Raw genomic sequence first — 24,636 nt, forward strand, 5'->3', positions numbered from 1 at the left:
GGAGCCCCACGCCAACCCGAAATCGATCGCGGTACAACGCATTCCCCCTCTTTACCCGCCCCCGGCAGCCGCCGCCAACCGCCGCCCCCACCCAATAAACGACCGAACCACCCCAAAACGGCACGCCGGACGATCGGGTGATGCGGGCGGGGTGGACGGCGCGAGCTGGTGGAGCAGGTGGCGCGACCGGGCGCGCGGCCGATCAGTCGGCGAGGACCGGTGGTGGCGGGGCGGGGCGAGTGGCTCGGGCGGCGCCCAGGATCACCACCGCCACGCCGGCCAGGAGCAGGGCCAAACCGGGTAACGCTGCCGGGCGTGGGGTCTGGCCCAGCCACAGCCAGGCGAGGAGGGCGGCGCCCGGCACCTCGAGCAGGATCAGGACGCTGACGGTAGTGGCGGAGGTTCGGTGCAGGGCGTAGCTGAACATCGAGTGACCCAGTAACTGGGCGCCGGCCACCAGGGCCAGGATCGCCAGCCAGGTCTCGCCGTTGTAGCCGTGCAGGTCCACGCCGGCGGTGAGGCATACCGCCAGCAGGACCACGGCGCACGTGCCGTAACAGATCCAGGTGTACGTCGTGGTGCTCAGCGCCGATCTTGCCTGCTCGCCCAGCGCGGTGTAGACGGCGGCGGCCACGGCGCCCAGCAGGGCCAGAACGTCGGCCAGGACCGCGTTGGCCGAGACGCCGATGTCGGCGCCGGTGGCCCAGGCGGCGCCCAGCACTGCCAGGGCGATGCCCAGCCAGCCGGCGGTGGACGGGCGACGGCCCTGGGCCGCGGCTATCAGGCCCTGCCAGACCGGCTGGGTGGCGACCAACGCGGTGGCGGTGGCGACCGAGCCCAACTGGACGCTGGGCATCCAGGTGGCGAAGTGAATCGCGAGCGCCAAGCCGGAAAGCACGCAAAAGGTCAAATTTCTTTTGGTCGCTCCGGTCAGTTCGGCGCGGCGGGGGCCGAGGGTGATCGGGGTCAGGGCCACGGCGGCCAGGCCGTTGCGCCAGAACGCTATGGCCAGGGCGGGAGCGGCCGCGAACGCGATCAGCGGGGCCGACGACGAGACCGCGAGCACCGCGACGGTGAGCGCCAGGGCGGTCAGGAAACCAGGTTGTTGGCGAGGAGAGCCAGCATTCATCCCCGGCCGTCGCTTCTTGCAGAGTCACACGTCACGTTCATGGGTGCCTATTGAACGGAAAGTAACGCGGTCGCTACAGTCACCGAGTTCCCCGACCCTTTTGAACCACCCATGCCCGGGAGGCTGATTTACCATGCCCGCATACGGTGCGGTCGTGTTTGACTTTTTTGGCACCTTGACCCGCTCGGTCCAGCGCGGACCCCAGCACGCCGAGATCGCCCGGGCTCTCGGCGCTGACCCCGACGCCGTGCTCGGGGTGCTGGACCGCACGTTCCGGGCGCGCGCCCGGGGCCGATACGGTTCCGCGGAGGCCACCCTACGGTGGGTCATCGAGCAGGCGGGCGGCTCCCCCCGGCCGGCCCAGGTGCGGGCCGGCGTGCCGGCCCGGATCAGCGCGTTGAAGGCCGACACCCAGCTGCGCGCCGATGCGGTCACCGCGCTGACCGCGATCAAACGGCGCGGGCTGGCCACCGCCGTGATCAGTGACTGCACGCACGAACTGCCGGCCTTTCTGCCGAGCCTGCCGGTGGCTCCGCTGCTGGATGCCAAGATTTACTCCGTACGCCTGGGCGTCTGTAAGCCGGACCCCCGGATCTACCTGGCCGCGTGCGCGGAGCTCGGGGTGCACCCAGCCGAATGCCTCTATGTCGGCGATGGCGGCAGCCATGAGCTCACCGGTGCGGCCGCGGTCGGGATGACCCCGGTCCGGCTGGCCGCCGCCGACCTCGCGAACCACCTGGTGTTCGACGCGGACACCAACTTCGCGGGCCGGACGGTGCGGTCGCTCACCGAGATCGTGAGCCTGGTCGACCAGTCCCTGGCGCGCTCGGAGCCGCTGCCCGCAGCCGTCTGACCCGCCACCGGCGTGCGAGGATGGCGCGGTGACGTCCGCGGTGCTCGAGGAAGCCCTCAAGAAGGCGGCGCTGGCCTGGGTCTCGGTCGGCGACGGCCCGGCGCTGGGGCTGTGGTGCATGCCGCTCGACGGTTCGCTGATCGTGGTGAGCGGGCCGGGCGAGCAGTTCGCGCCCGACCTGGCCGGCGCCACCCGCGCGACGGTCCGGCTGCGCGGCGACAGCGGCGGGCTCATCGTGGTCAGCGAGATGGCGGTGTCCCGGCTGGCACCGGGCTCCGACGAGTGGACCGAGGTGGCGCCGCAGCTGGCGCAGAAGAGGTTGAACGCCTCGGGCACGGCCGACGAGGTGGTGGCGCGCTGGGCCGAGTCGGGCTGCGCGGTCGTCCGGCTCACGCCGTCCGACCAGGACACCGCGGTCGGCGCACCCGACCTGCCGTCCGAATCGGGCGTCGCCCCGCCCCGGGAGACCCCGGCCCGGGTGGAGACCCGCCGCCCGTTCCGCCTGCACCGAGTCCGCCGCCGCTGAAAGGCGCGCGGGAGCGGCAGCGCCGGGTCAGCCGATGAAGGGTGGGACTGCTATCTCGCCACGGGCTATCGGGCACACCTGACCCGTCACCGTCGCTGAGGTGGCGGCGCCGCCGGCGGCGATGACCGTGCAGTCGAGCAGGGACGGTCGCTTCATCTCCAGGCCCTGATGGACTCGGTACGCCGATTCGCCGTCGCCGGGGAGCCAGCCCGCCGCCACCAGCCACACGCCCAGGCCGAGCGCCGCCGAGCCGGTTGCCGGATCTTCGGGGACCGCCCCACCGGGGACGAACACCCGGGCGTAGGCCTCGCCGCCGGACCAGGCGACCACGCTGAGGTCGGTGACGCCGGCCTTTTCGGCGGCCGCGGCATCGACCCGGACGGACGCCAGGGCCTCCCGGCGTACCGGCAAAATCACCCAGGCCAGGCCGCACCCGGCGGAACGTGGGGCAGCCACCTCGTCCCCGGCGAAATCCGCCGGGGTCAAGCCGGCGATCGCCAGCAGGGGCTCCGGGTCGAGCGGCGCACCCAGCGTGGGCGCCGCGCCGGTCAGCGTCGCCGCACCGGCCTCCAGCACGTCCACCGTCAGCAGGCCGGCCCCGCACTCCTGCACGACCCGGCCGGGCGGGAAGAGACCGCGCCGCATCGAGGTGACCGCGGCGCCGACGCTGGGGTGGCCGGCGAACGGGAGTTCCGACTCGGGGGTGAAGATCCGGGCGCGGTAGGTGGCGGCAGGCGCCGTGGGCGGGAGGACGAAGACCGTCTCGGCCAGGTTGAACTCGCGGGCCAGGGTGTGCATCTGGTCACCGGCAAGGTCGTCGGCGCCGTAGACCACGGCCAGTGGATTTCCCGCGAACGGCCGGTCGGTGAACACGTCGACGATCTCGTACGCCACGGTGGACATGTCCGGACCCTAACCTAGGCTGGTGCTGTGACCATGGGGACGAGGGTTTATCTGGCCCGGCTTGCCGGGTTGCCCGTGTTCGACCCCAACGGTGACCGGGTCGGGCGGATCCGCGACGCCGTGGTCCGGCTGCGCACCACGAACCGGCCGCCGCAGATCGTGGGCCTGGTCGCCGAGATGGCGCTGCGCCGGCGGATCTTCCTACCGATCGGCCGGATCACCACGATGGACTCCGAGGCGGTCGTGCTCAGCACCGGCACGCTCAACCTGCGCCGGTTCGAGAAACGGCCGAACGAGTTGCTCGTGGTCGAGGATCTGCTGGACCGCCGGGTCACCGTGGTGCCCGACGGCGGCGACGGGCCGGGCACCCAGGCCATGGTCGTCGACATCGGCATGGAGCTGACCCGTGCCAACGAGTGGCTGGTCACCCGGGTCGCGGTGCGCGGGCACACCGGGCGGCTGGCCCGGCGCGGGCACGTCTTCCAGGCGGAGTACGAACGCATCCGCGGACTGTTCGGCCCCACCGAGACGCAGGGCACCTCCAACCTGCTGGCGCTGCTCGAACAGATGCGCCCGGCCGACATGGCCAACGCCCTGCAGGACCTGCCGGACGCCCGGCGCAACGAGGTGGCCGCGGCGCTGAGCGACCGCAAGCTGGCCGACGTCCTCGAGGAGCTGCCGGAGCACGACCAGGTGGAGATCCTGGTACACCTGGACCGCGAGCGCGCCGCCGACGTGCTGGAACGGATGGACCCGGACGACGCCGCCGACCTGCTCGCCGAGCTGCCGCAGACCGAGCAGACCGTCCTGCTCGACCTGATGGAGCCCGAGGAGGCCGCCCCGGTCCGGCAGCTGATGAGCTACCAGGCCGGCACCGCGGGCAGCGTGATGACCTCCGAGCCGGTGATCCTCACCCCGGACACGACGGTGGCCGAGGCCCTGGCCCGCATCCGTGAGCCGGAGCTGTCCCCGGTGGTCGCCGCCCAGGTCTTCGTGGCCCGGGCGCCGGCCGCGACGCCGACCGGTAAATACCTGGGCATGGTCCACTTCCAGCGGCTGCTGCGCGAACCGCCCGCCTCGATCGTCGGCGGCCTGGTCGACAGCGATCTGGAGCCGCTGCGCCCGGAGGCCACGCTGACCGAGGTGATCAAACAGATGGCCACGTACGACCTGGTCGCGATGCCGGTGATCGACTCGTCGCACCGGCTGCTCGGCGCGGTGACCGTGGACGACGTGCTCGACCACTCGCTGCCCCGCGACTGGCGTGACCGCGACAATCTCGACCCCGGTGAGCAGGTGCGACTGTGAGCACCGAACCCCGCCGCGACCGCCTGGACCAGCCCGTCGAGCCGGGCCGGGTGCGGCTGCCCCGGTTCAACCCGGAGACGTTCGGCCGCTGGTCGGAAAACATCGCGCGGTACATGGGCACCGCCCAGTTCATCGTGTGGATGACGATCGCGATCATCGCCTGGTTCGCCTGGAACACGCTGGCGCCGGCCGATCTGCGTTTCGACCCGTACACCTTCACGTTCTTGACCTTGATCTTGTCCTTGCAGGCGTCCTACGCGGCGCCGCTGATCCTGCTGGCGCAGAACCGGCAGACCGACCGGGACCGGCTGGCCATGGAGGAGGACCGGCGCCGGGCCGCCATGCAGAAGGCCGACACCGAATACCTGGCCCGCGAGATCGCCTCGCTGCGGATCGCGCTCGGCGAGGTCGCCACCCGCGACTTCCTGCGCAACGAACTGGCCCGGCTGGCCGGCGAACTGGACGAGGCGGCGCTCCGGCGGGAGAAACGGGCGCGTATGGAGTGGGAGGACGACCACTCCTGACCGCGCAGTAAAGTCGGTGACATGGCTGTGCCAACATCACCCGCCCCAACGCTCGAGGACGCTATCCAGGCCGCATTGGCCACGGTCGACGACCCCGAGATCCACCGGCCCATCACCGACCTCGGCATGGTCAAGGGCTTCACCGTCGCCGACTCCCACGTCAAGGTCGAGTTGCTGCTGACGGTGGCCGGCTGCCCGCTGCGCGACAAGCTCACCACCGACATCACCGCGGCCGTCACCAAGGTCCCCGGGATCGAGACAGTGAGCATCGACTTCGGCGTCATGTCCGAGGAGCAGCGCAAGGCGCTGCAGAGCACGCTGCGCGGTGGTGGCGCTTCAGCGGAACCGGTCATTCCGTTTGCCCAGCCCGGCTCCCGCACGAGGGTGTACGCGGTGGCCAGCGGCAAGGGCGGCGTGGGCAAATCCAGCGTGACCGTCAACCTGGCGGCAGCCCTGGCGAAACGGGGACTGTCGGTCGGCGTGGTCGACGCGGACATCTACGGCCACTCGGTGCCGCGGATGCTGGGCGTGGAGGGCCGGCCCACCCGGGTCGAAGACATGATCATGCCGCCGGAGTCACATGGCGTGAAGGTGATCTCGATCGGCATGTTCACGGCCGGCAACGCCGCGGTGGTGTGGCGCGGCCCGATGCTGCACCGGGCCCTCCAGCAGTTCCTCGCCGACGTCTACTGGGGCGACCTGGACGTGCTGCTGCTCGACCTGCCGCCGGGCACCGGCGACGTGGCCATCTCGCTGGCCCAGCTGCTGCCGAACGCGGAGATCGTGGTTGTCACCACCCCGCAGATGGCCGCCGCCGAGGTGGCCGAGCGGGCCGGCGCGATCGCGATGCAGACCCACCAGCGCCTGGTCGGTGTGGTGGAAAACATGTCGTGGCTCGAGCTGCCGGACGGTTCCCGGATGGAGGTCTTCGGCGCGGGCGGCGGCCAGACAGTGGCCGACTCGCTCACCAAGACCATGGGGGCGTCGGTGCCGCTGCTCGGTCAGGTGCCGCTGGACACCCGGGTGCGTGAGGCCGGCGACGGCGGCACCCCGATCGTGCTGGCCGACCCGGACGCTCCGGCGGCGAAGGCGCTGGACGAAGTGGCCGGCCGGCTCGCGGTGCGCCGCGACTCCCTGGTCGGCAAGCCGCTCGGCCTGATGGTGACCGCCAAGAAGGGCTAGGGGCTACGTAGCGTCGAGGTCCAGCTTCTTTTCCGGGAGGCTGGGCGTCGCGGCGGGGGCCGGGGTGGTGTGCGACTTGATGTCGGCCGCCGCGGCCACCTCGGTGAGGTCCGACTTCACGCCGTTCAGGTCCTTTTTCACGTCGTCGAACAGGCCCTGTAGCGGCTTGCGGATTGCCTCCTCGTCCTCCTCGCTCAGCAGATGCTTGCGGATGAAGGCCTTGGGGTGCAGGTCCTGGAGTTCGAGGTCGGTGCCCAGCTCGCGGTTGAGGTCGGTGGTCGCATTTTGGGCCATGGCACGCAGGCCACGCAGCATCCGCATGCCGTCGGCGATGACCTTGGGCAGGCGCTCACCGAAGATCAGCAGCGCGAGCAGCAGCAGCGCACCGATCTCCCACCAGTTCAGATTTTCGAACATGAGGCGGCCTCCCTAGCGGTCCGGCGCCAAGCCTACGCACGCGGGGCTACTCCTACACACCCCGGCCGGGTCAATTCGAGTCGGCCGCGAGAGTCACCGAGGCGTTCTGGGTGCTGCTGCCGCGCCGGTATTCCACGGCCACCACCGTGCCGGGGGCGTACTTGCGGACCATCGCGATCAGGTCGGTGCCGTCGCCGAGGACGTGGCTGTCGATCTTGGTGACCACATCGCCGGACTCCAGGCCGGCTGCGGCCGCCGGGCCGGACGGCTCGACCGAGCGCAGCCGGGCACCGGACGAACTGGTGTTGCCGGTGGCCACCTCGGCGCCGATCACCGTACGCCGGGCCTTGCCGTGGTCGATGATGTCGCCCGCGATGCGTTTGGCCTGGTTGATCGGGATGGCGAAGGCGAGGCCGATGTTGCCGGCCTCGGTGTCGGTGCCGCCCACCGAGCGGATCACCGAGTTGACCCCGATCACCTGGCCGGCCGCGTTGACCAGCGGGCCGCCGGAGTTGCCCTGGTTGACCGCGGCGTCGGTCTGGATGGCCGCGTAGTAGCGGGTGGTGCCACCCGGCTCGCCGGCCTGGATGGTGCGGTCGAGCGCGCTCACGATGCCCTGTGTCACGGTGTTCTCCAGGGCCAGCGGCGAACCGAACGCGAGCACCGGGTCACCCACCGCAATCTGGTCGGAGTTGCCCAGGGCCACCGGGACCAGGCCGGACTTTGCGACCTTGATCACGGCGACGTCCGATTCGGGGTCGCGGCCCACCAGGGTCGCCCGGGCCGTGGAGCCGTCGCTGAACGACACCGACAGGGCGTCGTCGCCGCCCTCCACCACGTGGTCGTTGGTGATCACGTAGCCGTCCTCGGAGACCACGAAACCGGAGCCGATCGCGCCGGTGACCCGGACCGTGACGACGCTGGGCTGCACCTTCTGCACGATGCCGCCGAACGAGTCGGGCGACCGGTTGACCCCGCCCGGCGCCTCGGCGGGCGCAGCCCCCAACTGGGCGCCCACGCCCGTCTGATAGCCGCCGCGGACCGCGAACAGGAAGCCGAGCGCGCCGCCCAGACCACCCGCTAACAGGGCCGTGACCAGGCAGATCGCCAGAACCGGGACGAGCGAGCGGCGGGGTGCATCGGGATCGGTGACCGGCTCGGGCGGCGGGCCGGTGCCCTCGCCGGTGGCCGGGACCACGACCTGTGCGGGCGCCCACGGATCTCGCCAGGGATCGGCCAGCGCGTCGGACCACCAGTTCTGGGCCTGGCCGTGCTGGGTCTGGCCGTGCTGGGTCTGGCCGTGCGGAGGGGCCGGCGCGGGCGGCATGGAACGACCGGTGGCAGGCGGCGGAGTGAAGCGCGCATTCCAGCCGTCGGTCACGTCGGTGCCTCCACTCATGTCCGCCCCAGGTGCCCCGCTCCCCCTCCAGGATGACACGGAATCCGGGCCACGCCCGGCCCCGGTCCGTTTAACCCATCGACGGCCCGGTGCATCCCGCGAGAGCATCGCTCTACTCTCATATCCGATGTACGCCGATTCCGCACGTGCATCCCCTTGCCAGCCCCGCCCAGCCCCTCGCCCAGCCCCTCGCCCAGCCCCTCGCCCGCCTCTCGCCGCCGGAGGTCGTCATCGTCCCGCCAGCCCGTCCGATCGGCCCGCCGACGGCACAGTCGCACCCGTTCGCGGAGGCGTACGCGACCGAGGACATCGTCCTGCAGACCGCCCGCAGCCTGGCCCGGGAACTGGGCCTGGACAGCGTCACCCCGGCCGCGGGCTCCGTGCTGCGCCTGCTTGCTGCCGCGGGGAGCGCCAAGGCGGTGGTGGAGATCGGCACGGGTACGGGGGTGAGCGGCACCTGGCTGCTGCGAGGCATGCGGCCGGACGCGGTGCTCACCACCATCGACGTGGAACACGAGCACCAGCGGATCGCCCGCCGGATCTTCCAGGAGGCCGGGTTCGCCTCGTCGCGCACCCGGATCATCACGGGCCGCGCGCTGGACGTGCTGCCCCGGCTCGCCGACGGCGTCTACGACCTGGTGTTCGTCGACGCCGACCCGACCGAGTACAGCGCCTGCGCCGACGCCGCCCTGCGGCTGCTGCGGCCGGGCGGGGTGCTGGCGGTGAACGGCGCGCTGGCCGGCGGGCGGATCAGCGACCCGTCCGCCCGGGATGTCGACACGCTCACCATCCGGGAAACCGTCCGGAGCGTGCGCGAGTCCGAGGAGTGGATCCCGGCGATCATCCCGTCCGGCGCCGGGCTGCTGGTCGCGGTCAAACGCTGAACCGGGCGTCCGCCGTTTCGACGCCGAGGTCGCCGCCGGCGTGCCACAGTGGGCCGGAGGGGCGATCGGCGAAAGCGAACACGAGAGCGTGACCTTTCTCGAAGACGTGGAAAGCCCGCCGGTACGGGCGGTACCGTACCGGCGGGCTCCGCGTGAAACGTCAGCCGGCGATCGCCTTCAACGCGTCACCCAGCGCGTTGGCCTCGTCCGGAGTCATCTCAACGACGAGACGGCCACCACCTTCCAGCGGGACACGCATGACGATGCCCCGCCCCTCCTTGGTGACCTCCAGCGGACCATCGCCCGTCCGCGGCTTCATCGCCGCCATCTTGTCTCCCCTCAGACCCACATCAGGGTGTCGGTGGGTTGCCCCACTGCCACTGCTCTTCAGCTAGCTCAGTACGACGCCGCGTGCTCAGCCCCACGCGGTGCCGTTCTTCGTTTTCCGACCGGCGGCCGAGGGCCCTCGCGCGCTGTCGACGCGACCCGGCCCACCGTGCCGATCAAACATTTTCCCTGATGAACACCGGCGAACCCAAACCCAGCCCGGGCGGATGTGACAGCGTCTAGCATATCGTCTTTTGGGCTGTCACAATGTGCGGTCATGCAGGCGCGGTCGGCACTCTTCGACCTGTACGGCGACTACCTCCGCCCCCGAGGCGGCCGGGCGCCGGTCGCCGCCCTGGTCAGGCTGCTGGCGCCGCTCGGTATCGCCCCTCCGGCGGTGCGCACCGCGGTCTCCCGGATGGTGCGTCAGGGCTGGTTGCACCCCCTGCGCCTGGTGTCCGGACCGGGCTATCTGCTGACCCCGAAAGCCGCCCGACGTCTGGACGAGGCGGCTGCCCGGATCTACCGCACCGGCCGCACGGGCTGGGACGGGAAGTTCGATCTCATCCTGCTGCACGGCCCGCTCGCCCGGCGGGACGCCAACCGGCTCGCGTTTCTCGGCTATGGCTCGCTCGGCGAGCACGCCTGGGTCGCCCCGCGCGCCGCCGACGACGTGGACGCCATGCTGGCCGAGGCCGGCGTCGGGTACGAACGGTTCAGCGCCGCGCACGCCGCCGGGTCGCCCGGTGCCGCCGACGTGGTCGGGCGGGCCTGGGATCTCGGCGAGCTGGCCCGATCGTACGAGACCTTCGTGGCCGACCTGCGCCCGGTGGTCGCCTCGGTGAACAACCGCAGCAGCGACGAGGAGGCGTACGCGGCCCGGTTCCAGCTCGTGCACGCGTGGCGGGCGTTCCTGTTCCGCGATCCGCAGCTGCCGTCCGCGCTGCTGCCGGCCCGGTGGCCCGGTGCGAGCGCGGCCGGCTTCTTCGACCGGCACGCCACCCGGCTGCGCCCGGCCGCCGACCGGTACGTGGAACGTTGTCTGCATTCGGTGACGAGGGGCGGACGTGTGGGATTCTCAGAACCATGACTGCCGTCCGACCACCCCACCCGCCACCCATAAACGGGCTGAAGACTGACTCCCTGCTCGTCGACCGCACCGACGCGGTCGTCACGCTCACGCTCAACCGCCCGGACGCGATGAACGCCCTGGACGTCGGCCTCAAGGAAGCGCTGCGGGACACGCTGACCGGCCTGGAGAGCGACCGGTCCTGCCGGGCGATCGTGCTGGCCGGGTCGGGCGGGGCGTTCTGCGTGGGACAGGACCTGCGCGAGCACGCCGAGCAACTGGCGACCGGCCGCACCGAACTGGACACCGTCCGGGTGCACTACAACCCGATCGCGCAGCGGCTGGCCAGCATGCCCAAGCCGGTGGTGGCCGCGGTCCGCGGCATGGCGGCCGGCGCCGGCGCGTCGCTCGCCCTGCTGGCCGACTTCCGGATCGGCGGGCCCAAGACCCGGTTCCTGATGGCGTTCGCCAACGTGGGCCTGGCCGGCGACACCGGCGTCTCGTGGTCGCTACCCCGGATCGTGGGTCACGCCCGGGCGGTGGAACTGCTGCTGCTGGCCGAGCCGGTGACGGCCGGCGAGGCACACCGGATCGGCCTGCTGTCCCGCCTGGTGGACGACGACGAGCAGGTGCTGCCGGCCGCCCAGGAGCTGGCCGCACGGCTGGCCAAGGGCCCCACGGTGGCCTACGGAGCGATCAAGCGGGAGCTGTCCATCGGCGACGCCGGCACCCTCTCCGACGCCCTGTCGGCCGAGGCGCAGGCCCAGGCGATCTGCGGCGCCACGGCCGACCACCAGGCGGCCGTCGAGTCGTTCCTGGCCAAGCAGAAGCCGGTGTTCGGGGGCAACTGATCCCGGCGTTATTACGGTTTTGATATCGCCACATAAAAGACGCTCGATGTTTAGCTTCTCCCATCGCGTCCTACCGGACGCGCATTCCAACTGGGAGGACCGAGATGGTCAGGTGGCGGATTCTTCTGGGTACGGCGGTGGCCGCGCTCACCGTGGCCGTGGGCGCGACCGCGTCTCCGGCCGCGGCGGCCCCGTCGGGTGACGGCAACGCGGTGGCACCGGACTCGGTGGTCGGTGGCAGCCAAGCCGCGCAGGGTGAGTTCCCCTTCATGGTCCGGCTGTCGATGGGCTGCGGCGGCGCGCTCTACAGCCCCACGCTGGTGCTCACCGCGGCGCACTGCGTCGGTGCGACCGGCACGAACACCTCGATCACGGCCACCATGGGCGTGGTCGACCTCCAGTCGAGCAGCCGGATCACCCGGCGGTCGAACTACGTCTACCGGGCACCCGGGTACAACGGCAACGGCCGGGACTGGGCGCTGATCCGGCTGGCCAGCCCGGTGACCGGCCTCGCCACCCTGCCCATCGCCACCACGACCGCCAACGACAGCGGCACCTTCACGATCGCCGGCTGGGGCGCGACCCGGGAGAACGGCGGCCAGTCGCGCTACCTGCTGAAGGCCTCGGTGCCGTTCGTCAGCGACGCCACCTGCAACTCCGGATCCATGTACGGCGGCCAGGTGATCGCGGCCCAGGAGATCTGCGCCGGCTACACCGCGGGCGGCGTGGACACCTGCCAGGGCGACTCGGGCGGCCCGATGTTCCGCAACGGCGTCCAGGTCGGCATCGTGAGCTGGGGTGCCGGCTGCGCCCGGCCCAACAAGCCCGGCGTATACACCCAGGTCAGCTACTTCGCCTCGTCGATCCAGTCGGCCGCCGCGAGCCTGGGCGGCTGACCCGCACCACTCGGCCGGCGCCCATCGGCCTGGGCGCCCGGCCACGCGGTCGCGGTCTTTCCCCCCGACGGGCCGCGACCGTCGTCTCCCGCGCGGCAACGGCGCCGCGCCCCACGGCCCCGCAGGTGTCCTGCGGGGCCGTGTCGCGCCCGCACTCCGACCGCGCCGGGCCGCCTCAGCCGGGCCGCCCCGCTCCTGCCGCGCCGCCGCGGGTCAATCCTGGTCGTCCTCCTCTTCCGGGTCTTGGTTGGCCTCCTCGCCCAGGACGAATGCCTGCATGGCCAACTCGTCGCCGTAGGGCCAGACGTAGGTCGGCAGCTCGACCGGACCCAGCTCGAGCACGTGCGACCAGAACTGGCGCACCGCGGCCGCCGGGGTCGCGGCCTCGATCGGCAGTGCCACGCTCACCAGCCAGGACGGCAGCGCGCCGGCCGGGGCGGTGCCCCCGGCCAGCGACGCGGACAGGCGGCGGAACAGGTCGGGCTCGACCTCGACCGGCCCGGAGGGCGCCAGGGTCAGCCCACCGGCCGGCACCGGGTCGTCGAAGGAGCGGCGCAGGTAGACCAGGACCAGGTCGTCGTTGTCGGTCTTGGCGGCCCGGGTCAGCGCCACCACCCGGCCGTCCGCGACCAGCAGCACCTCGTCGTCGGGGGCCACCGCGCCCGCGCCGCCCGCCACCGTCACGGCCTCGTTGTGGAAGAGCCGCTCGGTCGCCCACTGATCCGCCGGAATGATCACCGCCCACTGAGCCATGCGCTCATCCCATCACGCGGCGGTATCGGCACCGATCGGTGGGACCCAACAGCCCGCCAGGTGGTCGTCGACCATGCCGGTGGCCTGCATCAACGCGTAGGCCGTGGTGGGGCCCACGAACTTGAACCCGCGGCGTTTCAGGTCCTTGGCCATGGCAATCGACTCGGGCGTCGTGGCCGGGACGCCGGCCCGGTTTTGCGGGCGCGGGCGGGCCGGTGGCGCGAACGACCAGAGCAGCGCCGAGAGGCCGCCCGGCAGATCGGCCGCGACCCGGGCGTTGTGCAGGGTGGCGTCCACCTTCATCCGGTTGCGGACGATGCCCGGGTCGGCCATCAGCCGGGCCGCGTCGGCCTCGGAGAACGCGGCCACCCGGTCGATCCGGAAACCGTCGAACGCCTGCCGGAACGCCGGGCGCTTGCGCAGGATGGTGATCCAGGACAGCCCGGACTGGAACGCCTCGAGGCTCATCCGTTCGAACAGCGCGTCGTCGCCGCGGACCGGCTGGCCCCACTCGGTGTCGTGATAGCCGACGTAGTCGGGGGTGCTGCCACCCCAGAAGCACCGGGTCCGGCCGTCGGCGCCGACCACGAGACCGGCCTCGAGCATGTCTGTCATGGCGACACCGTAGGGCGGGGGTGTGACAAAACCCGGATCAGGGGAGGCGGCCCTGCTCCACCAGCTTGCCGAACCTGCGCAGCGCGCCGGTGAACGTCAGTTTCGAGCCCGGCCAGAGCACCGGCCAGGCGACCTTGCCGGCCGCACCCGCCGGCAGGTGGAACCACTCGTGCAGGACGACCTGGGTGCGGTCGCCGGACATCGCCGTGCAGCGCACCGAGCCGGGACCGCGCAGCACCTTGCCGCAGTGCACGACGCGTACCTCGTACGGCGGATTGATCTTGACCACCCGCATCTCGTCGCGCAGCGACGCCGGACCGATCGCGGTGACCGCCTCGACCAGGCTGCCCTCGCCGCCGTCGCCCTCGACCACCCGGACCTTGGTGAACGGGATCCAGTCGGACTGCTTCTCCCAGTTCAGGAACGCGGCGAAGACACGCGGGGCGGGCGCGTTGACGATGACCGTGGCGGTCACCTCGCCGGTGCCGGGCTGGGCGGCGTCGCCGAGCCCGTCGACGGGACCGGTCGAGCTCACCGGCGCTCCACCGGCTCGGACTCCTTGGCGCTGGACTCCTTGGCGCTGGACTCCTTGGCGCCGGACTCCTTGGCGCCGGCGTCCTCGGCCTCGGCCGGTTTGTCGTCCGGCGGTATCGCGCCCACCTCGACCATCGGGCCGTCGGCCGGGGCCGGCTCGGCCGCGCTGGGCGCGATCGCCGCCTCCCGGGCCCGGCGCAGCGCGTCGGCGTCGGCCAGCCGGCCGTCCCGCAGGGCGGCCACCTCGGCCTCGAGCACGCTGATCAGCTCGCCCTTGTAGCCGATGTCATAGGCGGCGCGCTGGAGCGCCTGATCGACCTGGGACATCCGGTAGCCCCGGAACGCGGTGTCGAACTGCGTCCGGGTGATGTCGTCCTCGCCGAGCGGGCGGTCGGCCGGCAGCGGCACAGCGCGACCGTCGGGTTCGACGGGCGTCAATCCGGAGTCGCCTCCGCTCATCATCACGGTCACGCCGAAAACGATCGCAGCCACGACCAGAGCCACGACGATGAACAGGAGAAGCTGACCCATGCGCACGATGTTGACATGCCCGCTTCCGCCTGGCGAGCCCGCCACCCCGTCCGGTGGTACTGCGAGCGCTCAGGTCCAGGTCAGGATCTTTTTACGCCAGGCGTACAGGATGCCCAGGGCGAGCACCGCGACGAAGATGGCCATCTCGACCGCGACCATCACCCCGAAGCCCGGCAGGTCGAACACCACGGCCCAGGGGAAGAGAAAAACGGCCTCGACGGCGAAAAGCACATAAAGGTACGCGTAGACGTAGTACCTGATCTGCGCCTGCGCCCAGTCACCGCCGACCGGGTCGATGCCGCTCTCGTACGCGATGAACTTGCCGGGCGGAGAGGCCGGATTGGCCGGCCGGAGCAGCCGGTTGGCCGAGAACGCACCCACGAAAACGAGCACGCCGGCGGCCAGCACGAGCCCGAGGGTGGCGTACGAACCGAGATACCCGTCCACGATCGGACAGCCTAGTGGAAATCAGTGACGCTCATGACCCGCCGCATGGTGGACTCCGCTGGCCCGGGCATGCATGACCTGGCTACTGTGGTCAACGGCCCGCGACCGCCCGTAAGGAGCGCCGACGTAGGCTGGAAGTGACGATTGCGGGCCGGCCCATCGATGTGCACATATCCCGCGTGGCCGGCTGCTTGGAGGTTGGAACGTGGCCGCTGGAGCAAAACGAGTCGAACAGCTGGACCGGGTGGTCATCCGGTTCGCCGGCGACTCTGGCGACGGCATGCAGCTGACGGGTGACCGGTTCACCTCCGAGACCGCTCAGCTGGGCAACGACATCTCGACGCTGCCCAACTTCCCAGCCGAGATCCGGGCCCCCGCCGGCACCCTGCCTGGCGTGTCGAGCTTCCAGGTGCACTTCGCCGACTACGACATCCTCACGCCCGGCGACGCGCCGAACGTGCTGGTGGCGATGAACCCGGCCGCGCTCAAGGCCAACCTCGCCGACCTGCCGGCGGGCGCCGACATCATCGTCAACACCGACGAGTTCACCAAACGAAATCTGGCGAAGGTCGGCTATGCGACCAGCCCGCTCGAGGACGGCTCGCTCTCCGAATACGCGGTACACCCGGTCGGGCTGACCTCGATGACGATCGGGGCGCTGAGCGAGCTCGGCGTCGCCAAGAAGGACGCCGAGCGAGCCAAGAACATGTTCGCGCTCGGCCTGCTGAGCTGGATGTACTCGCGTCCGTTCGAGTCCACCATCCGGTTCCTCGAGCGCAAGTTCGCCAAGCGCCCCGACCTGGTCGCGGCCAACAAGGCGGCGTTCCAGGCCGGCTGGAACTTCGGCGAGACCACCGAGACCTTCGCGGTCCGGTACGAGGTCAAGCCGGCCAAGATGCGGCCCGGCACCTACCGCAACATCACCGGCAACCAGGCGCTTGCGCTCGGTCTGGTGGCCGCGTGCGTCCGGTCCAAGCTGCCGCTGTTCCTGGGTGCCTACCCGATCACCCCGGCCTCGGACATCCTGCACGAGCTGTCCAAGCACAAGCGGTTCGGCATCACCACGATGCAGGCCGAGGACGAGATCGCCGCGGTCGGCGCGGCGCTGGGTGCCTCGTACGGCGGCGCGCTCGGCGTCACCACCACCTCGGGCCCCGGCGTGGCGCTCAAGGGCGAGACGATCTCGCTGGCGGTCGCCCTCGAACTGCCGCTGGTGATCGTCGACGTGCAGCGGGCCGGCCCGTCCACCGGCATGCCGACCAAGACCGAGCAGGCCGACCTCAACATGGCGCTGTACGGCCGGCACGGCGAGGCGCCGCTCGCGGTGATCGCGCCCAAGTCGCCCTCCGACTGCTTCCACGCGGCCATCGAGGCGGCCCGGATCGCGCTCACCTACCGCACGCCGGTGATCCTGCTCTCCGACAACTACGTGGCCAACGGCTCCGAGCCGTGGCTGCTGCCCGAGGCCGGCGAGCTGCCCGACCTCTCAGTCTCGTTCGCCAGCGCGCCGAACACCGAGGACGGCCGCTTCCTGCCCTACCTGCGCGACCCCGAGACGATGGCCCGGCCGTGGGCCATCCCCGGCACGCCCGGGCTCGAGCACCGCATCGGCGGCCTGGAAAAGGCGGACAAGACCGGCGACATCTCGTACGACCCGGCCAACCACGAGTTCATGGTGCGCACCCGGGCGGCCCGGATCGAGGCCATCGACGTACCGGACGTCGAGGTCGAGGACGCCGATGAGAACGCCCGCGTGCTGGTGCTGGGCTGGGGCTCGACCTACGGCCCGATCGGCGCGGCCTGCCGGGCGCTGCGGCAGCGCGGGTTGCCGATCGCGCAGGCGCACCTGCGGCACCTGTCGCCGCTGCCGGCCAACCTCGGCGAGGTGCTCCAGGCGTACGACAAGGTGGTCATCCCGGAGATGAACCTGGGTCAGCTGGCCCACGTCATCCGGGCCCGGTACCTGGTCGACGCCGTTCCGTTCAACCAGGTCAGCGGCCTGCCGTTCACCGCCGCGACCCTGGAAAGCATGCTCGAGGACGTTGTGAAAAATGGATAGCCCCACTGTGCTTATCAAACCTGGTGAGTTGAAACTGACGGCGAAAGACTTCAAGTCCGACCAGGAGGTGCGCTGGTGCCCGGGCTGCGGTGACTACGCCATCCTGGCGGCGGTGCAGGGCTTCATGCCCGAGCTGAACATCCCGCGGGAGAACATCGTCTTCGTCTCCGGCATCGGGTGCTCGTCGCGCTTCCCGTACTACATGAACACGTACGGGATGCACTCGATCCACGGCCGGGCACCGGCGATCGCCACCGGGCTGTCCGCGTCCCGGCCAGACCTGTCGGTCTGGGTGGTCACCGGCGACGGCGACGCGCTCTCGATCGGCGGCAACCACCTGATCCACGCGCTGCGCCGCAACGTGAACCTCAAGATCCTGCTGTTCAACAACCGGATCTACGGGCTCACCAAGGGCCAGTACTCGCCAACCTCCGAGATCGGCAAGATCACCAAGTCGACGCCGGCTGGTTCGGCCGACTCGCCGTTCAACCCGCTGTCGCTGGCGCTGGGTGCCGAGGCCACCTTCGTGGCGCGCACCATCGACTCGGACCGCAAGCACCTCCAGTCGGTGCTGCGGGCCGCGGCCGAGCACCAGGGCAGCGCGTTCGTCGAGATCTACCAGAACTGCAACATCTTCAACGACAACGCCTTCGAGCTGATCAAGGACTCGTCCACCCGGGACGACCATCTGATCCGCCTCGAGCAGGACCAGCCGATCACGTTCGGCAGCGAGGACCAGTTCGCCGTGGTGCACCCGGCCGGCGGCTTCGGCCTGTCCGTCCGCGGCACCGCCGACCTGGGCGGCGAGACCCCGGTGGTGCACGACGCCACGGTCGACGACCCGGCGTACGCGTTCGCCCTCTCCCGGCTCTCCGGCTCCGACCTCGGCACCACGCCGATCGGTGTGTTCCGCAACGTGCGGCGCCCCACCTACGACGAGCTGGTCCAGAAGCAGTTGGAGGACGCCAAGGCCCAGAGCACGGGTACGCCCGACGAGATGCTCAACGGCCTGCTCAGCTCGGCCGACACCTGGACTATCCTCTGACCCAACCGAGGGGCTGGTGTCCATGAGCGATCAATCCGACCTGCACGCGATGCTCAACACCGATGTCCCGCACTCGGCCCGGCTGTGGAACTACCTGCTCGGCGGCAAGGACAACTTCGCGGCCGACCGCGAGGCCGCCGAGTACGCGCTGGCCCTGATGCCCGAGTTGGTGCAGTCGGCCCGGGCCAACCGCGAGTTCCTCGGCCGCGCGGTGCGATACCTGGCCGGCGAGGGCATCCGCCAGTTCCTCGACGTCGGCACCGGCCTGCCCACGGCCAGCAACACACACGAGGTGGCCCAGGCGGTCGCCGCCGACAGCCGCATTGTCTACGTCGACAACGACCCGATGGTGCTGGTGCACGCCCGCGCCCTGCTGACCAGCACGCCACAGGGCGCCACCGACTACATCGAAGCCGACCTGCGTGCCACCGGCCGCATCCTGGCCGACGCCCGCAAGACCCTCGACTTCGACCAGCCGGTCGCGATCATCCTGTCCGGCATCCTGAACTTCGTCGTCGACGACGCCGAGGCCCGCGAGATCGTCGACCACCTGCTGGCCGCCGTGCCGTCCGGCAGCTACCTGCTGATCTCGCACCCCACCGAGGAGGTCAACGGCCCCGCGGTGCGCGAGTCGATGCGCCAGTGGAACGAGAGCGGCGCCGCCCCCATCACGGCCCGCTCCCGGGACGGGATCGCCGCCTTCTTCACCGGTCTCGACCTGCTCGACCCCGGCGTGGTGACCTGCACGGCCTGGCGCCCCGACCCGGCCCGCCCCGGCATCACCGACACGGTTTCCGAGTTTGCCGGCGTGGCTCGAAAGCCCTGATCACCGCCAGCAGCCACTGACGCGGCAGTCAGACCGCGATGCCGACCGTGCTGTTCTCGTCGCGGATGTAGACCAGCAGATCGCCCGTCTCGATGGTGACCACATGCTCCCCGCCCAGCGGCAGCACCTTGCCGCGGCGGATCAGGGCGACCACCAGGGTGGGCAGCTCGCGAGGGTTCTGGCCGACCTCGGCCCGCTCGGCGCTGCGCATCGCCAGCGCCATGCCCTGACCGGGGGTCAGCAGGTCCTCGACCACGTCGATCAGCGGCGGGGCCGTCGTGGTCAGACCCAGCAGGCGGCCGGCGGTGGCGGACGAGACGATCACGTGGTGGGCGCCGCTCTGCTTGAGAAGGGCGGCATTTTCCTGCTCACGCACGGAGGCGATGATGCGGACCTGGCCGGCGGTCAGCTGGCGGACGGTCAGCGTGATCAGGACCGAGGCCTCGTCGGTATCGGTCGCGATGATGACCGAGCGGCAGTTCTTGACGTCGGCATCGAGCAGGACCGAGGAGCGGGTGGCGTTGCCCTCGATGGCGACCAGGCCGTGGGACGCGGCTTGGCGCAGACCCTCCTCGCGGCTCTCGACCACGATGATTTTGGACTTGTCGTAGCCGGTCTCGAGGAGGGCGGCCACGGCGGCCCGGCCCTTGGTGCCGTAGCCGCAGACGATGACGTGGTCCTTCAACTTTCGCCTCCACCGGCTGATCAGCAGGCTGTTGCGGTACTGGTCGGTGAGCACCTCGAGGGTCGTGCCGACCAGGATGATCAGGAAGAGCACGCGGCACGGGGTGATCACGAGAACGTTGACCAGCCGGGCCTGGGAGCTGGTCGGAGTGATGTCGCCGTAGCCGGTCGTGGACAGCGAGACGACCGCGTAGTAGAAGCAGTCCAGCAGGGTGAGGCCGTCCTCGTTGACGTCGCGATAGCCGTCGCGGTCGAGGTAGATGACCGTGACAACGAACAGCACGAGCGAGACAGCCAGGGCAAGACGTACGCCGAGTGCCCGCAGCGGCCCTTGCCGGACCCGCGGCAGATGGATCATTTCTTGCCCCGCACACGCACACCATAGCGGCCTGGTGGAAGTCGGCACTCCAGGACATCACATTAACCGTCGTTCAGGAATACCAAGCGGTAACTTCGGCATGGTCCGCGCAAAGTGGATCCCCATCATTGAGCGCCAGGAGTAACGGATCGAAGACTGTGAGTCACCGACAATGGGGGCTCAGATGATGATCCGTCGCATCCTCCTCACCCTGGCCGTCGTCCTCGCCGTGCTCGCACCCACCAGTGCGGCCGCCGCGGCCACCGCGGACAAGCTGGCGGTCCTCGCCGGCTGGACTCAGCCCACCGCGGCCAGCACCAACGCCTGGAACACCGCCCGGCTCAACCGGGTGCCCTGGCAGTCGTACAACTTCGACTGGTCCACCGACTACTGCTCGGCCAGCCCGGATCGCCCACTCGGCTTCGACTTCACGATCTCCTGCTGGCACCACGACTTCGGGTACCGCAACTACAAGGCCGCCGGGCAGTTCCCGGCCAACAAGCCCCGGCTCGACGACACCTTCTACGCCGACCTGAAGCGGGTCTGCGGGACGCACAGCTCACTGGTCCGGCCGGCCTGCCTCAGCCTGGCCTGGACCTACTACCAGGCCGTCCGCACCTTCGGCTCGCTCAGCGCGGTCAAGAAGGCGGACATCGACAAGGCCGCCGCGATGATGGAGAACGCGGCTTAACCGAGGGGCTGGTCAACCGAGTGTCTGGGCCAGGCGGGCCGCCCCGTCCTCCAGGTCCGGGTGCTCGACCGCCAGTGCCATCGCCACAATCCGATCAAAGCCAAGACCAACACCATCGGCGTACGCGGCGTCGAACGTCGCGTCGCCGAGGGCGGAGCGCAGCGCCAGCTGCTGTTCCGACCAGAAGCGGCCGAACACGTCGGTGCGCCGCGCACCGCGGGCGGCCTCGGCACCACCGAACAGCACCGCGGCCGTCGCGGGGTCGCCGCCCAGCGCACAGCGGACGGCGATCGCCGCGACGGCGTCGGCCGCGGCACCCCGGTAGCCGTGCCGCAGCCGGGACCGCAGTGCCACCACCAGATGGTCGTGCGCCGCCACCAGGTCGCGGCGCCGCAACGCCACCATCCCGAGCAGCCAGTCCACGGTGCGCCGGCCGCGGTCCTCCGGGCGGCCGGCCTCCCACTGCCGGGCGCCGCCCAGCAGCTCGGCCGCGTCGTCCACGGCGTCCCGGCGCCAGAGCAGCTCGGCCAGCGTGACCACGGCCGGCAGCGCCGACTCGGGCACGCCGGCCTGCTCGGCCCGGGCGGACACCTCGCGGCAGAGCTGCTCGGCCTCCCCGTACCGGCGCTCCTCCAGCAGCGTGGTCCGCCGGGCCGACTGGGCGTGGATCAGCAGGGTGGGGTTGTCCACGTCGCGGGCGATCGACTCGGCCCGGTCCAGGAAGCGGGCGCGTTCGTCGCGGTCGTCGGCCAGGCCGGCGTGCACCAGGTAGGCGGCGGCCACTTCGGACTCGCCGACCCGGCCGTCCAGCCGCCGGTACAGGCGGTAGAGAAGGTCACGGCCCTCCCGGGCGCCGCTGTGCTCGCGCCACCACGGGTCGAGCGCACCGGCCAGTCGCAGCCCCGCTCGGACGCTGCCGTGGGTGGCGGCCCAGCGCAGGGCGGCGCGCCACTCGGCCACGTACGGCGTCAGCTCGGTCAGCGACACGGTGCGCGGCTGGCCGTCGGTGTCCACGGTGACCCGCTCCACGGCGTGCAGCGACCAGGCCACGTGCCGGTCCCGGGCGGCGTGCTCGTCGCCGGCCGTGGCGAGCTGCCGGGTCGCGTACGCCCGAACCTGCTCGGACATCCGGTACCGCGGACCCGGCACCACCTCGATGAGCGACTTCTCGGAGAGCTCGGAGAGCGCGCCGAGCGCGTCCGGGCCGCACCATTCGACGGTGGACAGGTCGACCGCGCCGGCGAAGACGGCGAGCCGGCGCAGCAGGCCGGCAGCCCGGCCGCTCAGGGTGCGGTACGACCAGGCCATGCTGGCGGTGAGGCTGTCGTGGCGGTCGTCGGTGTCCCCTATCCCCGCGGTCAGCGGGTCGAGGGCGGCGATCGGGTCGTCCAGCCGGGCGGCCAGCTGACCCGCCGAGAGCAGCCGCAGCCGGACCGCGGCCAGTTCGGCGGCCAGCGGCGAACCCTCCAGCCCGGCGGCCACCCGGGCCAGCTCGGCGCCGTCGTCGGCCGATGCCGGCCGGCCGCCGCGCGCCGCCGTTGCACGCTCGCTGAGCAGGGTGAACAGGTCGGCCGGCGACATCGGCGGTAGCCGCCAGACAACCTCACCGTGCACGCCGAGCGGTTCCCGGCCGGTGATCAGCACGTCGACGCCCGGGCACGCGGCCAGCAGGCGCCGCACCAGTCCCGCGCAGGCCGCCGGTGCCACCTCGCAGGTTTGCAGGAGCAGCAGCATCCGCCGCCCCGCGCACTCCTCCAGCACGGTGTCGAGCACCGGGCGGCCCGGCTCGGTGCGCAGGCCCATGGCCGCGGCCAGGGCGGGGGCCAGGCCGGTTGCCGCGCTCACCGCATCGACCGTCCAAATTCCTTGGGGGTACGCCGTGAGCATCTGCTCGGCCAATGCGTAGGAGAGCCGGGTCTTGCCCGCACCGCCCGGGCCGGCAATGGTGACGATCCGGTTGCCGGACAGCAGCGTGGTCAGCTCGGCCAGTTCGGCGCGGCGGCCGATGAACGAGGTGAGCGGGGCCGGCAGGTTGTGCTGGGCGGCGCCCGGGGTGCGCGGGCGGGGGAAGTCGCGGTCGAGGCCGGCCGCGATGGCCTGGAAGAGGCGTTCGTCGTCGTCGAAGCCGCGGAGGCGGTGCGGTCCGAGGTCGAGCAGGTCGACGCCGGCCAGGCAGGCTGCGGTTCTCCGGTCGCTGGTCCCGGTTTTGCTTGCCACCGTGGCACCGATTGACGGTGCCGCCGCGCTGGCGGACGCTCTGGCTCGGGCCAGCGCGGGAAGCGGGAAGGCCGGTCCGAAGGGGACCGGGACACCGGCGGTGAGCACGGCCAGGGCGGTGGCGCCGGAGCAGAGCACCTGACCGCCGTGCGCGGCCGAGGCCACCCGGGCGGCACGGTGCACCTCGATGCTGGCGTACTCGCCACCGACCGGCTTGGCCCATCCGGTGTGCATGCCCATCCGAACCCGCGGCTGACCGTCACGCCCCGGCCATTCGTGTGCGGACAGTCGCCGCTGTGCTTCTACACAGGCCGCCAGCGCCGCGCCAGCGTCATGAAACGCAACGAAAAAAGAGTCACCCTCAGTAAACAGCTCGACACCACCGAAGTCACTCAGCGCAGCGCGCAGGATCCGGCGGTGAGCACCAAGGACGGAGCCGTAGTCGTCGCCGAGCATCCGGGCCAGCCGAGTCGAGCCCTCGATATCGGTGAACACAAAGGTCACCAGGCCGCTCGGCAGCTCGGTCCGTCCCGACACGGTGAACCTCCGCCTCCTTTAGGAAGTCGCGTCTCATGCTGCCGTATCACAGCGTTACCGCGCATCGTAGAAACGGACGGTAACAATCCGCCCGCCACGGCCGACCCCGGACGAAGGACAGCCGGTCCGGAGTCATCGACATTCTCTATGCACTACGCGTGACGTAACGAAATGGATCGAGCCGAGACACGCGGCGGTCGGCCAGTTCCACCCGGCCGTTCGGACGTACCCGCAAGAGACCCGCGAAGCGTCTCTCCACATCGTCCGGTCACTGCGCTCAGTAACCGCGGACCGCCGCCTCGCCCGCTCCGCCCCGCGCCACACCGCGAGAGACATATGTGCAGCTCAAAGCATTGATCACCGCCAAGATAGCGGCCCGCGCCGGCAGCCGCGACCCCAACGCGCCCAGACCCGCCATCCGTGTTGAGTAATCCCCCGAAGGCGTCACGGAGCTCACCGGGGCGCCGGTCGACGCGGGACGCCCCGCGAGGCCACGGTCGATGCGGCATGCAGCCGCGGCTTGTGGCCCAGAAGGCACGGGCCGAGGCGCGGGCCGAGGCGCGCCGACGCCGTGGTTACCGGCCCCCTCGGCCAAGCGAGTGGTGCGGTGCCGCTGGCGCTGGGTTCAGCAGCCGCAGCCGCCTCCGCAGCAGCCACCCCCGCCACCCGCCGAGGGCTGGGGGCTGATCCCGGTGGCGGCGCCGCCGCGGCCGGTCAGGGCGATGGTGGAGAGCAGCTTTACGGTGTCGGCGTGGCCCTGGGGGCAGGGCGTGGGTGCGGACGCGTCGCGCATCGGGCGGGTGACCTCGAACGTGTCGCCACAGGCGCGGCAGCGGAACTCGTAACGCGGCATGGGAACAGCGTAGGCCGCCGGGACCGGGAAGCATCCGCCGGCATCAACACGGCCTCTTGTTATGAGCCTTTGGCGGGTAGTGTCGGGCCGTGGCGAACGGGCGGGAGAAACCGGCGGAGCACCCCGAGCGGCGGGTGCCTGCGCCGCACCAGGGTGGGCCCCTCAGCAGCTCCGGCGCGGCGCCCGAGCAGCTGCCCGATCCGGACCCGGCCCCGCCG

At 71.2% G+C, this 24,636-nt stretch carries 26 protein-coding genes; 13 read left to right on the plus strand and 13 right to left on the minus strand.

Annotated elements, in window-relative coordinates:
- Nucleotides 1-202: 202 nt before the first annotated feature.
- The gene (locus tag Ari01nite_RS26230) at nucleotides 203-1,129 is read right to left on the minus strand and encodes a DMT family transporter (RefSeq protein WP_203784837.1); all 927 of its coding nucleotides are present in this window, start codon (nucleotides 1,127-1,129) and stop codon (nucleotides 203-205) included.
- A gap of 133 nt (nucleotides 1,130-1,262) precedes the next feature.
- On the opposite strand from Ari01nite_RS26230, the gene Ari01nite_RS26235 reads away from it, so the two are divergent.
- Both Ari01nite_RS26235 and Ari01nite_RS26240 read left to right on the plus strand, forming a co-directional pair.
- Complete coding sequence (locus Ari01nite_RS26235) at nucleotides 1,263-1,982, plus strand: HAD family hydrolase (protein WP_203784838.1); 720 nt, start codon at nucleotides 1,263-1,265, stop codon at nucleotides 1,980-1,982.
- Between the two features lie 28 nt (nucleotides 1,983-2,010).
- A complete protein-coding gene (locus Ari01nite_RS26240; RefSeq protein WP_203784839.1) occupies nucleotides 2,011-2,508 on the plus strand; it encodes a hypothetical protein in 498 nt (165 codons plus the stop codon).
- Between the two features lie 27 nt (nucleotides 2,509-2,535).
- Here Ari01nite_RS26240 and Ari01nite_RS26245 read toward each other — a convergent pair whose 3' ends face one another.
- The gene (locus Ari01nite_RS26245) at nucleotides 2,536-3,411 is read right to left on the minus strand and encodes a PhzF family phenazine biosynthesis protein (RefSeq protein ID WP_203784840.1); all 876 of its coding nucleotides are present in this window, start codon (nucleotides 3,409-3,411) and stop codon (nucleotides 2,536-2,538) included.
- Nucleotides 3,412-3,438: 27 nt separating this feature from the next.
- On the opposite strand from Ari01nite_RS26245, the gene Ari01nite_RS26250 reads away from it, so the two are divergent.
- From Ari01nite_RS26250 to Ari01nite_RS26260, 3 genes are read left to right on the plus strand one after another with little or no spacing between them, the layout of a single operon-like run.
- On the plus strand, nucleotides 3,439-4,719 hold the full coding sequence (locus tag Ari01nite_RS26250) for a magnesium transporter MgtE N-terminal domain-containing protein (RefSeq protein WP_203784841.1): 1,281 nt from the start codon (nucleotides 3,439-3,441) through the stop codon (nucleotides 4,717-4,719).
- Nucleotides 4,716-5,243: a DUF1003 domain-containing protein gene (locus tag Ari01nite_RS26255; protein ID WP_203784842.1), complete on the plus strand. Its 528-nt coding sequence runs from the start codon at nucleotides 4,716-4,718 to the stop codon at nucleotides 5,241-5,243. Before Ari01nite_RS26250 ends, Ari01nite_RS26255 begins: the two co-directional genes overlap by 4 nt.
- Before the next feature lie 21 nt (nucleotides 5,244-5,264).
- On the plus strand, nucleotides 5,265-6,425 hold the full coding sequence (locus Ari01nite_RS26260; protein ID WP_203784843.1) for an Mrp/NBP35 family ATP-binding protein: 1,161 nt from the start codon (nucleotides 5,265-5,267) through the stop codon (nucleotides 6,423-6,425).
- Nucleotides 6,426-6,428: 3 nt separating this feature from the next.
- Here the strand turns inward: Ari01nite_RS26260 and Ari01nite_RS26265 are convergent, their stop codons facing one another.
- Complete coding sequence (locus tag Ari01nite_RS26265) at nucleotides 6,429-6,842, minus strand: twin-arginine translocase TatA/TatE family subunit (RefSeq protein WP_203784844.1); 414 nt, start codon at nucleotides 6,840-6,842, stop codon at nucleotides 6,429-6,431.
- A gap of 70 nt (nucleotides 6,843-6,912) precedes the next feature.
- Nucleotides 6,913-8,223, minus strand: coding sequence for a S1C family serine protease (locus Ari01nite_RS26270; protein ID WP_438872227.1), 1,311 nt, complete (start codon nucleotides 8,221-8,223; stop codon nucleotides 6,913-6,915).
- Nucleotides 8,224-8,492: 269 nt separating this feature from the next.
- Between Ari01nite_RS26270 and Ari01nite_RS26275 the strand changes: the two genes are divergently transcribed.
- A complete protein-coding gene (locus tag Ari01nite_RS26275) occupies nucleotides 8,493-9,125 on the plus strand; it encodes an O-methyltransferase (RefSeq protein WP_203784863.1) in 633 nt (210 codons plus the stop codon).
- Nucleotides 9,126-9,285: 160 nt separating this feature from the next.
- Here the strand turns inward: Ari01nite_RS26275 and Ari01nite_RS26280 are convergent, their stop codons facing one another.
- Nucleotides 9,286-9,453: a DUF3117 domain-containing protein gene (locus Ari01nite_RS26280; RefSeq protein WP_015625691.1), complete on the minus strand. Its 168-nt coding sequence runs from the start codon at nucleotides 9,451-9,453 to the stop codon at nucleotides 9,286-9,288.
- A 276-nt stretch (nucleotides 9,454-9,729) separates the two neighbouring features.
- Here Ari01nite_RS26280 and Ari01nite_RS26285 point away from each other — a divergent pair, with 276 nt between their 5' ends.
- From Ari01nite_RS26285 to Ari01nite_RS26295, 3 genes are all read left to right on the plus strand, one after another.
- The gene (locus Ari01nite_RS26285) at nucleotides 9,730-10,542 is read left to right on the plus strand and encodes a PaaX family transcriptional regulator (protein ID WP_203784845.1); all 813 of its coding nucleotides are present in this window, start codon (nucleotides 9,730-9,732) and stop codon (nucleotides 10,540-10,542) included.
- Nucleotides 10,539-11,372 (plus strand): enoyl-CoA hydratase/isomerase family protein, encoded by an 834-nt coding sequence (locus Ari01nite_RS26290; protein ID WP_203784846.1) that lies wholly within the window; start codon nucleotides 10,539-10,541, stop codon nucleotides 11,370-11,372. The genes Ari01nite_RS26285 and Ari01nite_RS26290 overlap by 4 nt, the downstream gene beginning before the upstream one ends.
- Nucleotides 11,373-11,476: 104 nt before the next feature.
- Nucleotides 11,477-12,268 (plus strand): S1 family peptidase, encoded by a 792-nt coding sequence (locus Ari01nite_RS26295; protein ID WP_203784847.1) that lies wholly within the window; start codon nucleotides 11,477-11,479, stop codon nucleotides 12,266-12,268.
- A gap of 213 nt (nucleotides 12,269-12,481) precedes the next feature.
- Here Ari01nite_RS26295 and Ari01nite_RS26300 read toward each other — a convergent pair whose 3' ends face one another.
- The 5 genes from Ari01nite_RS26300 to ndhC form a co-directional block, all read right to left on the minus strand.
- Nucleotides 12,482-13,021 (minus strand): hypothetical protein, encoded by a 540-nt coding sequence (locus tag Ari01nite_RS26300; protein ID WP_203784848.1) that lies wholly within the window; start codon nucleotides 13,019-13,021, stop codon nucleotides 12,482-12,484.
- Nucleotides 13,022-13,033: 12 nt separating this feature from the next.
- Nucleotides 13,034-13,627: a DNA-3-methyladenine glycosylase I gene (locus tag Ari01nite_RS26305; protein WP_438872228.1), complete on the minus strand. Its 594-nt coding sequence runs from the start codon at nucleotides 13,625-13,627 to the stop codon at nucleotides 13,034-13,036.
- Between the two features lie 46 nt (nucleotides 13,628-13,673).
- Nucleotides 13,674-14,171, minus strand: a complete 498-nt coding sequence (locus Ari01nite_RS26310) for an SRPBCC family protein (RefSeq protein ID WP_203784850.1) — start codon at nucleotides 14,169-14,171, stop codon at nucleotides 13,674-13,676.
- A complete protein-coding gene (locus tag Ari01nite_RS26315; RefSeq protein WP_203784851.1) occupies nucleotides 14,168-14,701 on the minus strand; it encodes a DivIVA domain-containing protein in 534 nt (177 codons plus the stop codon). Before Ari01nite_RS26315 ends, Ari01nite_RS26310 begins: the two co-directional genes overlap by 4 nt.
- A gap of 69 nt (nucleotides 14,702-14,770) precedes the next feature.
- Entirely contained in the window at nucleotides 14,771-15,148 is a 378-nt protein-coding gene (gene ndhC, locus Ari01nite_RS26320) for an NADH-quinone oxidoreductase subunit A (protein WP_203784852.1), read from the minus strand.
- Between the two features lie 205 nt (nucleotides 15,149-15,353).
- Here ndhC and Ari01nite_RS26325 point away from each other — a divergent pair, with 205 nt between their 5' ends.
- From Ari01nite_RS26325 to Ari01nite_RS26335, 3 genes are read left to right on the plus strand one after another with little or no spacing between them, the layout of a single operon-like run.
- On the plus strand, nucleotides 15,354-17,207 hold the full coding sequence (locus Ari01nite_RS26325; RefSeq protein ID WP_203784853.1) for a 2-oxoacid:acceptor oxidoreductase subunit alpha: 1,854 nt from the start codon (nucleotides 15,354-15,356) through the stop codon (nucleotides 17,205-17,207).
- Nucleotides 17,200-18,252 carry a 2-oxoacid:ferredoxin oxidoreductase subunit beta gene (locus tag Ari01nite_RS26330; RefSeq protein ID WP_203784854.1) on the plus strand — a complete coding sequence of 351 codons (1,053 nt, stop codon included), beginning with the start codon at nucleotides 17,200-17,202 and terminating at the stop codon, nucleotides 18,250-18,252. The genes Ari01nite_RS26325 and Ari01nite_RS26330 overlap by 8 nt, the downstream gene beginning before the upstream one ends.
- Nucleotides 18,253-18,274: 22 nt before the next feature.
- Nucleotides 18,275-19,078: an SAM-dependent methyltransferase gene (locus Ari01nite_RS26335; protein WP_203784855.1), complete on the plus strand. Its 804-nt coding sequence runs from the start codon at nucleotides 18,275-18,277 to the stop codon at nucleotides 19,076-19,078.
- A 28-nt stretch (nucleotides 19,079-19,106) separates the two neighbouring features.
- Here the strand turns inward: Ari01nite_RS26335 and Ari01nite_RS26340 are convergent, their stop codons facing one another.
- On the minus strand, nucleotides 19,107-20,120 hold the full coding sequence (locus Ari01nite_RS26340; RefSeq protein WP_203784856.1) for a potassium channel family protein: 1,014 nt from the start codon (nucleotides 20,118-20,120) through the stop codon (nucleotides 19,107-19,109).
- Between the two features lie 187 nt (nucleotides 20,121-20,307).
- Here Ari01nite_RS26340 and Ari01nite_RS26345 point away from each other — a divergent pair, with 187 nt between their 5' ends.
- Nucleotides 20,308-20,811, plus strand: a complete 504-nt coding sequence (locus tag Ari01nite_RS26345; protein WP_203784864.1) for a phospholipase — start codon at nucleotides 20,308-20,310, stop codon at nucleotides 20,809-20,811.
- A 12-nt stretch (nucleotides 20,812-20,823) separates the two neighbouring features.
- On the opposite strand, the gene Ari01nite_RS26350 is transcribed toward Ari01nite_RS26345, so the two are convergent.
- Both Ari01nite_RS26350 and Ari01nite_RS26355 read right to left on the minus strand, forming a co-directional pair.
- Nucleotides 20,824-23,565 carry an adenylate/guanylate cyclase domain-containing protein gene (locus Ari01nite_RS26350; protein WP_203784857.1) on the minus strand — a complete coding sequence of 914 codons (2,742 nt, stop codon included), beginning with the start codon at nucleotides 23,563-23,565 and terminating at the stop codon, nucleotides 20,824-20,826.
- A 625-nt stretch (nucleotides 23,566-24,190) separates the two neighbouring features.
- Complete coding sequence (locus Ari01nite_RS26355) at nucleotides 24,191-24,418, minus strand: FmdB family zinc ribbon protein (RefSeq protein ID WP_203784858.1); 228 nt, start codon at nucleotides 24,416-24,418, stop codon at nucleotides 24,191-24,193.
- Nucleotides 24,419-24,636 lie beyond the last annotated feature (218 nt).

It is taken from the genome of Paractinoplanes rishiriensis (genome assembly GCF_016862375.1).
Classification (GTDB): domain Bacteria; phylum Actinomycetota; class Actinomycetes; order Mycobacteriales; family Micromonosporaceae; genus Actinoplanes; species Actinoplanes rishiriensis.

What these genes read in the sequence shown, in the direction of transcription:
- Ari01nite_RS26295 (WP_203784847.1), top strand. Translation starts at nt 11,477, where the DNA reads ATGGTCAGGTGGCGGATTCTTCTGGGTACGGCGGTGGCCGCGCTCACC.
- Ari01nite_RS26330 (WP_203784854.1), top strand. Translation starts at nt 17,200, where the DNA reads ATGGATAGCCCCACTGTGCTTATCAAACCTGGTGAGTTGAAACTGACG.
- Ari01nite_RS26235 (WP_203784838.1), top strand. Translation starts at nt 1,263, where the DNA reads ATGCCCGCATACGGTGCGGTCGTGTTTGACTTTTTTGGCACCTTGACC.
- Ari01nite_RS26355 (WP_203784858.1), bottom strand. Translation starts at nt 24,418, where the DNA reads ATGCCGCGTTACGAGTTCCGCTGCCGCGCCTGTGGCGACACGTTCGAG.
- Ari01nite_RS26260 (WP_203784843.1), top strand. Translation starts at nt 5,265, where the DNA reads ATGGCTGTGCCAACATCACCCGCCCCAACGCTCGAGGACGCTATCCAG.
- Ari01nite_RS26345 (WP_203784864.1), top strand. Translation starts at nt 20,308, where the DNA reads ATGATCCGTCGCATCCTCCTCACCCTGGCCGTCGTCCTCGCCGTGCTC.
- Ari01nite_RS26285 (WP_203784845.1), top strand. Translation starts at nt 9,730, where the DNA reads ATGCAGGCGCGGTCGGCACTCTTCGACCTGTACGGCGACTACCTCCGC.
- Ari01nite_RS26315 (WP_203784851.1), bottom strand. Translation starts at nt 14,701, where the DNA reads ATGGGTCAGCTTCTCCTGTTCATCGTCGTGGCTCTGGTCGTGGCTGCG.
- Ari01nite_RS26305 (WP_438872228.1), bottom strand. Translation starts at nt 13,627, where the DNA reads ATGCTCGAGGCCGGTCTCGTGGTCGGCGCCGACGGCCGGACCCGGTGC.
- Ari01nite_RS26230 (WP_203784837.1), bottom strand. Translation starts at nt 1,129, where the DNA reads ATGAATGCTGGCTCTCCTCGCCAACAACCTGGTTTCCTGACCGCCCTG.
- Ari01nite_RS26245 (WP_203784840.1), bottom strand. Translation starts at nt 3,411, where the DNA reads ATGTCCACCGTGGCGTACGAGATCGTCGACGTGTTCACCGACCGGCCG.
- Ari01nite_RS26290 (WP_203784846.1), top strand. Translation starts at nt 10,539, where the DNA reads ATGACTGCCGTCCGACCACCCCACCCGCCACCCATAAACGGGCTGAAG.
- Ari01nite_RS26335 (WP_203784855.1), top strand. Translation starts at nt 18,275, where the DNA reads ATGAGCGATCAATCCGACCTGCACGCGATGCTCAACACCGATGTCCCG.
- Ari01nite_RS26340 (WP_203784856.1), bottom strand. Translation starts at nt 20,120, where the DNA reads ATGATCCATCTGCCGCGGGTCCGGCAAGGGCCGCTGCGGGCACTCGGC.
- Ari01nite_RS26280 (WP_015625691.1), bottom strand. Translation starts at nt 9,453, where the DNA reads ATGGCGGCGATGAAGCCGCGGACGGGCGATGGTCCGCTGGAGGTCACC.
- Ari01nite_RS26300 (WP_203784848.1), bottom strand. Translation starts at nt 13,021, where the DNA reads ATGGCTCAGTGGGCGGTGATCATTCCGGCGGATCAGTGGGCGACCGAG.
- Ari01nite_RS26265 (WP_203784844.1), bottom strand. Translation starts at nt 6,842, where the DNA reads ATGTTCGAAAATCTGAACTGGTGGGAGATCGGTGCGCTGCTGCTGCTC.